The sequence below is a fragment of the Trichococcus sp. genome (assembly GCF_055118575.1).
The window spans coordinates 120,376-130,760 of the sequence record NZ_JBSQPW010000001.1 but is presented as its reverse complement, the minus strand read 5'-3'; the positions used below and the strand labels follow the sequence as shown (position 1 = coordinate 130,760).

Genomic DNA, 10,385 nt, shown 5'->3' with positions numbered 1-10,385 from the left:
TTTTTGGTGTTTTGCCCTGGATTCCATGCATCTATTATACCAAAAAACATCGAAAAGCGTTGTCACAATAGGGTTTATAAATTATTCAGTAGACATTATTTATTAACACCAAAAACGCGTTTTGGTTTGATGAACAACACTCCTAATGCAGGTAACGTAAATTCGATCGAGAAAGGCTGGCGATTCATACCATCGAGGCTAGTAACCATTTCCGGCAGATTTTCCGTCCAAGTACCTCCGAATTCCTTCATTTCAGTATTCAGCAATACTTCGTAATGGCCTTCATATGGAACGCCCACGCGGAAATTGCGTCGCTCTACAGGCGTGAAGTTGCACACGACAATCAGAAAATCGCGCGGTTTTTCGCCTGTTCTGACGAAGGAAAGGACCGACTCCAAGTTATTGTCAGCGTCCAGAATTTCCAGACCGGTATGCGTATCGTCGACTTCATGTAAAGCTTTCGTATCTTTGTAGAGATGATTCAATGTCTTGATGTAGTGCTGGAACTCCGGATTGAACTCGTTGTTCAGAACACCCCATTCGATTTGATCGTAGAAGCGCCATTCCAGGAATTGTCCGATTTCATTACCCATGAAGTTCAATTTTTTGCCTGGATGAGCCATCATGTAGGCTTGCAGCGTGCGTAAGCCCGCAAATTGTTTGTAGCGGTCACCTGGCATTTTACCCAACAGCGACTGTTTCCCATGGACCACTTCATCGTGGGATATCGGCAGGATAAAGTTTTCATTGAAGGCATACATGAAAGAAAAGGTAATCAGGTTGAAATTATCTTTTCGGAACAAAGGATCCATTTCAAAGAAACGCAAGGTATCATTCATCCAACCCATATTCCATTTATAGTTGAAGCCCAATCCACCCGTCTCTATCGGTTTCGTGACGTTGGCCCAAGCAGTGCTTTCCTCTGCGATCATGTAAGTATCCGGATGGTGTTCGAAGACTTTTGTGTTCATCTTCTTCAGGAATTCGATGCCTTGGCGATTATGATTGCTGCCATCTTCATTCGGCGTCCATGGACCTTCATCATAATCAAGATAAAGCATATTCGAAACGGCATCGACACGGATTCCGTCGAAATGGAACTCTTGCAGCCAGAAAATGGCGTTCGAAATCAGGAAGCTGTGCACTTGTGCTTTACCCAAGTCAAAATTCAGCGTTCCCCAACGGTTATTGATTGCACGATTCGGATCGGCATACTCAAAAGTCGGCGTACCATCGAAATAGGATAACGCATAATCATTTTTGCAGAAATGTCCGGGAACCCAATCCATGATGACCCCGACACCTTCTTTATGCGCTTCTTCTACGAAATCCCTCAACTCAAGCAAATTGCCATAACGGGCAGCGACCGCGAAATACCCGGTGATTTGATAACCCCAAGAAGCTTCCAACGGATGTTCCATCAAAGGCATGAATTCGATGTGCGTATAGCCCATTTCCTTCACATATGGAATCAACGTTTCAGTAAGGTCCTTAAAGGAATACCAACTGCCATCATCATGCTTTTTCCATGAACTGAAATGCACTTCATAAATATTAAGCGGTTTTTGATAGATCGACTTTCTTTTTTTGTTTGCGGCCCATCTGCCGTCTTTCCATTTTTTCTCGGGCATATCAAACACGACAGAAGCGTCTTTTGGCGGAACTTCATACGCGAAAGAATAGGGATCGATCTTGTATTTCTTTTTGCCGTTTTTGTCCTCGATATAATACTTGTAGCAGTCACCTTGCGATGCGGCCTCCGCAAAAAGCGACCAGCCGCCGGTTTTGCCTATTTTTTGCATTTCCACGGGTTGCCATTCAGTAAAATCCCCTACCAAAGAGACGGTTTTTGCATGAGGCGCCCAGACTGTGAACCGCCATCCTTCAATCCCATTCTCGGTCCGTTTTTTACTTCCTAAAAAGCGGTAGCTTTCAAGATGTTCCCCGATGTTGAACAAATACATTTCCTTTTCCAACTCTTTAAGTATGTTCATTTTTGCACTCATCCAGACACTTCCCTTACAATTATATTGCTGCAATAAAATGATCCCATAATAATTTTTTTGATCACGCCTGACCCTTTATTTAATATATATCCATAATACCATTTTAAAGATGATTTTGCCATAAATCATGATAAATATATTGAAATCCTTCTTTCTTCCTGATAGTAATAATCTTTCACCCTTGACAGGTTTTTTACATAAAAACAACATTGTAAACGCTGCTAAAAAATAAGCAACGAATATCACTATATAGAATCCGACTAAACTCCAAAAATGATATTTTAATTAAAAAAAAATGAGGATTTATTCGACCAAGGTTGTTGTTGCAACATTTCCCGAATATTAACTTACAAATAGGAAAATGAAAACCCAGAGATAAATATTGTTTTTTATTTCACAAAATCAATATTCCAATCCACGGAAAATGTTTACGCTTACAATTATATAGTGTAGAAATCCTGGTTTGCAAAGATTGTGGCATAATTTTTACAATTCAGGATGACGTTTACTTACTTTTTACAAACGTTGACGATAAAGTTTTTTTTAGCTCCACTGTAGGTGCCCCGCACCTTGATCTTGCCACTGGTGAAGCCCCGGACTACATAAATATTTTATTGATGATTCTTCCATCCGTTGGTTCCGGAAATTTCAGCCCGATTGCATGCAAAAAGGTCGGCCCTTCATCTATCAGCCTGCCATTTTCCACAACAGCAGCTTGGTCGATTCCGGGTCCGGAAACCATCAATGTTGTGGCATATTTTTTCTTTTTCGGACTGAATCCGTGCGTGGCGCTGTGCAATCTTCGGTCAGGAAGGTTTTTGGCGGTGCTTTCCATGAACGGGTACATCACATCGCTTTCAAAATAATAACCGGCTTTTGCTTCCAGAATGAAGAGACAATTCTCATCCGCACCCATTTTTCTGGCTTCTGCGGCCGAATGGATGGTTTCAACCCGGTCTTCGATCCCTTTCAATGCATCCAAAATCATCTTATTCGTGATACTGACATCTTTCCGGTAAATATAACAAGCACCGTCCGCAGCTTTCGCCAGCACTTTCCAGTCTTTGATGTTCCTTTTGCGATCGATCGTCTGCCAGCCTTTGTCCAAAAACAAGTGGTTCGGGCGGATGACCGTGTGTGTATCGATCTGATAATGATCGCCCAATACTGCCAACACGGTATCCTCATAGATATCCATTTCTTTCATCGCCTCGATGATCTGGCCAAGATGGCGATCCATCCGGACGATCGCTTCTTTTGCCTGATCGCTCAAAACGCCGTATTCGTGACGCATGCTGTCCAGGTCGACCAGATGCACAGCCAGCAGATCCGGCAGTTTCGTCTTGATCGTATCGACCGCTATCGCAGTCACAAATTCATCCAATTCCGGTTGGGCTATCCCATTCCGCAACGAACCGTACTTTTTATTCATCTCAAGCGCATATTTAGTGCTGGATGCAAAAGCGGAGACCATCACCTGATTTTGCCAAGGCCTGTTCGGAAAAATTTCCGCGAGGTTGTAGTCGATGGAAGGGCTTTTCCCTGTCACCGGCCATAGCAAAGCACAGGTTGTGTATCCCGCCTTCTTTGCAACATCGAACAACGTCGCCTTCTTTATTTCTTTGGCATACCAATACCAGTCCGGTGACTGCCTTTCCGGTTGCCGATGTGTATTATGGATGATCCCATGACGGTTCGGATTCATCCCTGTTGCGATTGAAGTATGAGCAACATATGTCAAAGACGGATAGACCGATTCGACTTCTTTAACGAGTGCGCTTCTGCTCAAAATTTCTTGGAAATGGGGCAGCGTCTTGGCAAATTCTAAGTCACTGGCACCAAATGCATCTAATGAAATGATATACAGTTTTCTTTTTACCATAATCTATACCCTCCTATTCTATTATTTTACCATATATTCCACTCTTCTAGTTCACTTAAGCGGACTTATTTAACCCATCTTTCCTGTAGTAAATTAAAAAGACTGCATCCGGATTTGTTGTCTATCCGGATGCAGTCTTTCTTTTGGTATACTAGGAATGTATAAAATTTTTCGGATTGAAAAGTGCTTCACCGTAGGTGTTTCACACGTTTGCAAAATATTTCTTGCACCTAAAATGATGGCCAGCTTCACGGGTAAGCCCTTCGGAAAAGGAAAAAGGAACCTCTTGTCTCTGCGAGCCAAGACATACTGTTCGACTTGTCATGGTTCTTGTCATCTGTGATGGTGAGGCCCTCTGATGTCGCACTGTGACAACAGAGTACTTGACCGATTAGGTCACAGTGTTTCCTTAATCAGGGCTGAACGAACCCGTTCAGCTTTTCTTATTTATCCAAGCAGAATCCTCATGGTTCGAGTGGATCCCCTTCCTTATCTTTCGGTTTTAAATCCGGCTGGTCGTTTTTTTCTGTCGGCGGAATTGGCGGTTGCGGCGTGCTCGTAGTTTTCGCAGGCGGCGTCCCGGTGGTCTTCGACGCTACGGTTGTTCCACCCGGTTTTCTTGGGTGGGTCCGCTCAAAGCGTTCTTTCCGGCGCTCTTCAATCTGCTTTCTTTCCTGGAGTTGCTTTTCGGTCCTTCGCTTGCCCCAAATCGTTTTGCCGAACAGTTTTTTAATCGCCCACAGGAGCAACAACATTAACAGAACGGCCACGAAGAACGGCAATGCATAGATAAACCAGATGGCGGCATCCTGTAACCAATAATAGAAAGCATAAAGCGAATCAATGAATGCATCTTTGACGCGATCCCAAAATGGCGTCGATCCACCTTGATTGTTCAAAATGCGCGAACGCTCAGACACAGTCAAGTATAAAGCTGTATAGTCGACCAAATCATCGATGTTGTCCAACTCAGCCTGAAGCACTTCCCTTTCGGATATGGCAGCACTGAGACTATCTTCGATAGCGAGAATCTCTTCGACCGTTTCCGCTTGCTCGAGCAACGCCAACAATCGCTCTTCCTTCCTTTGCAGTACGCTGATGCGCGTTGCAGTGTCTTCATACTGTTGTGTTACATCTTCATTGCCCTGCTGTTCGCTGATTTTCGTGCCCAATCCGCCTTCCAGATCATCCAGAAAGGCTGACACGGAATCTTTCGGAATCCGGATTGTATAGCTGCCTTGGCGATAATTTTGGGTCAACGAAGAAGGTGTGTAGATCATGTCACCGTTGCTTGATTCATAGGAGTATTCCACATAAGCTCCATGTTTTCCGACAATCTCCTTCAGGTAAGCGATGGAGTCATCATATTTCAAAGTTTCATAAGAAAGGCTGACAGTAGTCACTACTTTTTCACCGATCAACAACCCTGAGCCTACCGCTCCATCCGATTTGGCTATTTCTGTCGTCACGTTGTCCACACCGGCTGCGTCCTGTTGCGAAACACTCGTTTCTTCCGTCGTTAAGAATGAACAACCCATAAGCGAGAATGACAGCAGCGAAAGTATCCATAATTTCAGTTTTTTCAATTGAAACGCCTCCAATCTTTCCTGAATTTCCTACTTAGATTATACCGCAAGGAAGCCACAGCGCCTAATAAAGCCCTTACAGTTCCAAGGCCATCTGCGACAGGTTTATTTTTTGCTGAAGTTGGTGCTGGTTGGGTGTTGCCTGCCAGCGCACCGGCCAGGCGACCCTCATCTGAATTGGCACTGCTTCAGTGGCCTGTGCTCCGATGAAACTGCTCTGGCCGGAGGAACCGGCCAATTTCCGGGCGCTTCTCCGGAGAGCCCTTCCTCGCCGGAGAAGCCTGTAGATCCGGATGACCCAGCTCCGGCCAACCGCCCCTCGCCGGAGCTGGATCAAAACACTGAAGACACAAAAAGAAAGGGCCGGGAAGCTGAGCACCTAAGTGTTCAGCTTTCCGACCCTTTCTTCTGATACGGCATGGGAAAACCCATGGATGGGACTGTTCACAGCAGTCACCATCAAACATCCACATCCTGTGGTTGTGCAAGCACGTATGTCCCGTTTGATTTGCAATCACTTCGCCGCTAACGCGGAATGGGCGAACCCACCTGATTGCTCGTCGCCTCATCGCATGTAAAGTATCTTACCATGTCCATATCATGAAAGCAAGACCTTTCGGTACAATCTGATTTTTACGCTATCTTTCTTATTTTTTGCTGCCCTCTTCGAATTGTTTCAGCCAAGCATCGGAGATAAGCAGGTGCCCTTTTTTTGTAGGATGGACGCCATCGTTGGATAATGTTTCATAACCCTCAACTGCGCCGATTGCATTCAGATAAGCATCCAGACCGATCCATTCGGCATCGAATTCTTCGGCAAGGCGTTTGACGATTACCTGTTTCGGATCCAAATCAGCCCGCCAAGTTTTGCGGTCTTCCGGATACGGGAAGACGAACGGCTCCATCAGAATGATCCGAGCATCCGATTTTTTCCGCAAGGAAGCCAACAGATGACGGTAATGCATTTCAAACTGTTCCGCAGACTGTTCGGTAGCGAAAATCGCTTTATCACCGACATTATGCCACGTATCATTGATGCCGATCAGCAATGTGACGACATCTGGTTCGAGCGCCACGCAATCCGCGTGCCATCGTTCCGCTATATCATGGATTTTGTTTCCGCTGATGCCACGGTTGATCAGCTGATAGTTTTCAGAATCGCCTCTGTCCGCGAGCGCTTTTGCGATCAGCGCCACATATCCCTTCCCCAGCGACTCAGGATTATTGCGGTTGCGCCCGGTATCCGTGATGCTGTCGCCGATGAAAAGCAGTTTTTGTTTAACCATTTTTCCCATAGATCCTTCCTATTTATTCTGGATGACTTCAACCTTATAGCCATCCGGATCAGTGATGAAATAGTATCTTACGGAAGAATCAGGCAAGCCTTTAAAGTCCGTCACATTAAATCCGGCAGCAACCTGTTTTTCGTGAAGGGCTTCAAATTCATCCACTCCGATGGCGATATGGCCGTAGCCATCACCGATGTTGTAAGCTTCATGATCGTAATTGTAAGTCAACTCCAACTCATAATCATCGCCTTCCAACCCTAAATAGACGATTGAAAACTTGTGCTCAGGGTAATCCAGTTTCTTCTTCTCGTGGAAATCAAAAGCCTCTTTGTAGAATGCGATCGATTTATCCAAGTGCTGGACGCGGATGCAAGTGTGTAACATTTTCATTATGGCATCATTCCTCTCATTTATGTTGTCTTTATCATACCGAAATATCCGTTCCATTACAAAAAGTTTGTCATAAAAATAACCTTGCTATATCCTACAAACTGACTTATTCTAGAAGTTAGTTACCAGCGAGAAGGAGAATATCCAATGAAGATATGTATCTATTGCCATAATCGTATTCCGAAAGAGGCCTTGATTTGCCCAATGTGCGGGTCGGATGTTTCCGATTCGGAAGCGATCCCTCAAGATGAATTTTATCAACCCACCTTATTCGAAGAAAACACCGCAAACTTTGTCGACCTGACGGCTGATGAAGATGAAGAAGACGCTGCATCGGGTTCGCGCACTGAGAAGCAAGCCTTTTCTTTCGATGAAGCAAAGAATAAATTCATCCGTTACATGCGTTTTTTATGGAAAAAAATGAAAGACCCTGCGGAGACGAGAAAATCGCGCAGAGAAAGCCACAACCTATACGGCTACTTCACCTTCGTCCTTTCGGCGTTGCTTTCAGCCGGCTTGGTGACGCGGATTGCGGTCGCGCTGGTCAATCAGTATGATCTGCTTTCCCAGATATCACTGTTGCCGACCGTCACTTTTCATGTTGAACCGGTCGTTTGGTACATGAAGAATTTCCTGCTTTTTCTGGCGTTCTATTATCTTTACCCTTTGCTGGCGTACTTCATCAAAACCTTCTTTTTGCACAGACGCCACGCCTTCCATAACTGGATGACGCAATATGCGGGAATGAACGCTTTTGGTCTGTTGCTGTTGGGCACTGCATTTCTTATCAGCCTGATTGCCCCGATCCTGATGGCGGTCCCGGTGCTGTTGTTGTTCCTTGTCCATCTGTCCAGTTATCTGGTGACGTTCATCGCCAGCCTTTATCAGACGATCAATGAAACGAAACGGGATACCCTCTACCTTTGCCTCGGCGGCATCAGCGCTCACTTGCTTCTGATGATGTCATGGGCTTATCTGTTATTTTTGAAAATGTAGCATAAAAACAACTGCGGCTCACCTTGTACTGGTGGGCCGCAGTTATTGTTTACATATCCAAATCGGTGAAGGCGTAAGGGACCAGCTCTTTGAGCGTCATTTCCTTGATTTTTCCGTATTTGTCAGAAAGGTAGACTGGCGTTTCGTATGCGCACAATTCCACCATCACTTGGCGGCAGATACTGCAAGGCGGGAGGAAGGTTTCTGTGTCACCCGCAATCGCGATAGCTGCGACATCCTCTTTGTGATAGCCTCGCGTCACACCTGTGAATAAGGCAGTCCGCTCTGCGCAGTTTGTGGCGCCGAAGGAAACATTTTCCACATTCACGCCCTCGATCACTTCGCCGTCCTTGTAAAGCACAGCCGCTCCCACCGGAAAATGGGAATACGGGGTGTACGCATGCTGCATGGCCATTCTTGCTCTGGACACTAATTCTTCACTGTTCATTGACTATCCCTCGCTTATCATAAATGGGGTTTTCTGCCCGGTAATTGTTCGTGTTTACAGTATACCGATTATTCCGGAATTTGCCAAACCGGAGGGATCATCGCTCGGCATGGCACGGCGTCTGTTCGTGCAGTAATTCACTCCGATTATAGCTCAGGCAACTTCGCCATATAGTCTTCTAGCGCTTGGATCGCTTCAGCCATCAATTCGGCAGTGACTTCGTAAGGCAGGCCATGCGCCGGTGCTTCGGGTTTTGTCGATAGTCGGGCGATTTCCATGATTCCTTCCATATCCAGTCTCTCCAAATGCAGATTTTGGAGACTCTTCGGAAGATCGAGATGTTCATAAAACGGGATCAGGTTGTCGATTTCAGCCCATTTCTTTTCGTATGCCAGTTGCACCATGATTCCATAGGCGACTTTATGACCGTGCAGGAAATGATGCGATTCCGGGAAGTTGGTGATGGCATCATGGATTTCATGGGCGATGGTCGTCCGCGCAAATGCGTCCCCCATACCGCCGACCATGCCGCTGATGGAAGTGATCACTTCCGTAAGCTTCACAAAAGCTTCCGTCACTTCACCTGCTTCCAGACTTGCGATCGCCAACTCGGCGTGATCCAAGATGCTTTGTCGGCAGATAGATGCCGCTTGTCGTGCCATCATCAGCATCGGTTGTTGGGCATTCTCAGGCAAGGAAAGGATTTCGTCCGATTCGTACCATTTTGCCAGCGTATCCGCCAATCCGGCCACGAAGAAATCTTTCGGCGAATCGATGATCAAACGTGGTTCCAACAACAAGAGCGAAGCTTGTTGCTGCAGGAAATCGTAACGGATGAACACACCATCCTCGGTGTACATGACACTCAGCGGCGTCCAGGGTGCACAGTTGCTCGCTAACGTCGGCACCATTACGTTCAATATCCCTTCCGCTTTCGCAGCTGCATATTTCACTGCATCCATGATTTTCCCTCCGCCGACACCGATAATCGCATCGCTTTTGTACTGTTCCGCCAAGCCGACTATGCGATCGACTTCCTCAAAGCTGCATTCGCCCGAAAAAGCCACTTCAGTGATCGCAAAATCATTTTGATAGAGGTCTTCAAGGTAGGGCCGTGCTTTTTGCCAGGATATGGTGCCGTGCACGATCAGCACATTTTTGACGAAGCGCTCCTCCAATCGTTTCGGCAAAGTCGTGAGGACTCCTTCTCTGCATTCGTATTCTTGCGGCCCTGTCCTTACGATCAATTCTTTAGTCATAACGTCAATCCTCCCTGAGTTTCTAAACCGTACGCGTGAACGGGTCGCGGCTGATGCCGGCCGCCAACACTTGCTTAGCGTATTCTTGTGCGCCGAACAAGGAATGATCGCGGTAATTTCCGCATTCCTTGGCGGTCGTTGCCGGGACTACTGTCGTTTCCAATACAATCCGCAACACTTTTTCCAAAGCAGAAGCGATTTCTTCGGGAGCATGTTCACCCCAACAGATCATGTAAAAACCGGTGCGGCATCCCATCGGCGACAAATCGATGACGCCATCCACATAATCGCGGATATTGATCGCCAAAAGGTGCTCCAAAGTATGCATAGCTCCCGTCGGCAACGCATCCTGATTTGGCTGCACAAAACGCAGATCGAATTTTGTGACGACAGCACCTGTCTCGTGCACTTCAAATCCTGCTTGGCGGACATACGGAGCCTTCACCAGATCATGATCCAATTCAAAACTTTCCACTTTTGCCATCTATATTCTCCATTCTTCAGCTTACGCTGTTGTTTGTTATGATTC

At 46.1% G+C, this 10,385-nt stretch carries 9 protein-coding genes; 1 reads left to right on the top strand and 8 read right to left on the bottom strand.

Annotation, left to right across the window (positions count from 1 at the left end):
* Positions 1-95 precede the first annotated feature (95 nt).
* The 5 genes from glgB to gloA all read right to left on the bottom strand — a co-directional run bounded on the left by glgB (position 96) and on the right by gloA (position 7,153).
* Positions 96-1,994 carry a 1,4-alpha-glucan branching protein GlgB gene (gene glgB / locus ACTCCX_RS00565; protein WP_463274243.1) on the bottom strand — a complete coding sequence of 633 codons (1,899 nt, stop codon included), beginning with the start codon at positions 1,992-1,994 and terminating at the stop codon, positions 96-98.
* A 610-nt stretch (positions 1,995-2,604) separates the two neighbouring features.
* Complete coding sequence (locus ACTCCX_RS00560) at positions 2,605-3,888, bottom strand: alkaline phosphatase family protein (RefSeq protein WP_463274242.1); 1,284 nt, start codon at positions 3,886-3,888, stop codon at positions 2,605-2,607.
* Positions 3,889-4,352: 464 nt separating this feature from the next.
* The gene (locus tag ACTCCX_RS00555; protein WP_463274241.1) at positions 4,353-5,474 is read right to left on the bottom strand and encodes a DUF4349 domain-containing protein; all 1,122 of its coding nucleotides are present in this window, start codon (positions 5,472-5,474) and stop codon (positions 4,353-4,355) included.
* 647 nt (positions 5,475-6,121) lie between these two features.
* The gene (locus tag ACTCCX_RS00550; RefSeq protein ID WP_463274240.1) at positions 6,122-6,769 is read right to left on the bottom strand and encodes an SGNH/GDSL hydrolase family protein; all 648 of its coding nucleotides are present in this window, start codon (positions 6,767-6,769) and stop codon (positions 6,122-6,124) included.
* A 9-nt stretch (positions 6,770-6,778) separates the two neighbouring features.
* A complete protein-coding gene (gene gloA / locus ACTCCX_RS00545; protein WP_463274239.1) occupies positions 6,779-7,153 on the bottom strand; it encodes a lactoylglutathione lyase in 375 nt (124 codons plus the stop codon).
* A 147-nt stretch (positions 7,154-7,300) separates the two neighbouring features.
* On the opposite strand from gloA, the gene ACTCCX_RS00540 reads away from it, so the two are divergent.
* Positions 7,301-8,149, top strand: coding sequence for a hypothetical protein (locus ACTCCX_RS00540; protein ID WP_463274238.1), 849 nt, complete (start codon positions 7,301-7,303; stop codon positions 8,147-8,149).
* Between the two features lie 49 nt (positions 8,150-8,198).
* On the opposite strand, the gene ACTCCX_RS00535 is transcribed toward ACTCCX_RS00540, so the two are convergent.
* From ACTCCX_RS00535 to ACTCCX_RS00525, 3 genes are all read right to left on the bottom strand, one after another.
* On the bottom strand, positions 8,199-8,597 hold the full coding sequence (locus ACTCCX_RS00535) for a cytidine deaminase (RefSeq protein WP_463274237.1): 399 nt from the start codon (positions 8,595-8,597) through the stop codon (positions 8,199-8,201).
* Positions 8,598-8,743: 146 nt separating this feature from the next.
* Positions 8,744-9,856, bottom strand: coding sequence for an iron-containing alcohol dehydrogenase family protein (locus tag ACTCCX_RS00530; RefSeq protein WP_463274236.1), 1,113 nt, complete (start codon positions 9,854-9,856; stop codon positions 8,744-8,746).
* Between the two features lie 22 nt (positions 9,857-9,878).
* On the bottom strand, positions 9,879-10,340 hold the full coding sequence (locus ACTCCX_RS00525; protein ID WP_463274235.1) for an S-ribosylhomocysteine lyase: 462 nt from the start codon (positions 10,338-10,340) through the stop codon (positions 9,879-9,881).
* Between the last annotated feature and the right edge of the window lie 45 nt (positions 10,341-10,385).

Coding starts and splice junctions, on each gene's coding strand:
- ACTCCX_RS00540 (WP_463274238.1), top strand. CDS start 7,301: ATGAAGATATGTATCTATTGCCATAATCGTATTCCGAAAGAGGCCTTG.
- ACTCCX_RS00530 (WP_463274236.1), bottom strand. CDS start 9,856: ATGACTAAAGAATTGATCGTAAGGACAGGGCCGCAAGAATACGAATGC.
- ACTCCX_RS00560 (WP_463274242.1), bottom strand. CDS start 3,888: ATGGTAAAAAGAAAACTGTATATCATTTCATTAGATGCATTTGGTGCC.
- ACTCCX_RS00550 (WP_463274240.1), bottom strand. CDS start 6,769: ATGGGAAAAATGGTTAAACAAAAACTGCTTTTCATCGGCGACAGCATC.
- ACTCCX_RS00525 (WP_463274235.1), bottom strand. CDS start 10,340: ATGGCAAAAGTGGAAAGTTTTGAATTGGATCATGATCTGGTGAAGGCT.
- glgB (WP_463274243.1), bottom strand. CDS start 1,994: ATGAACATACTTAAAGAGTTGGAAAAGGAAATGTATTTGTTCAACATC.
- gloA (WP_463274239.1), bottom strand. CDS start 7,153: ATGAAAATGTTACACACTTGCATCCGCGTCCAGCACTTGGATAAATCG.
- ACTCCX_RS00535 (WP_463274237.1), bottom strand. CDS start 8,597: ATGAACAGTGAAGAATTAGTGTCCAGAGCAAGAATGGCCATGCAGCAT.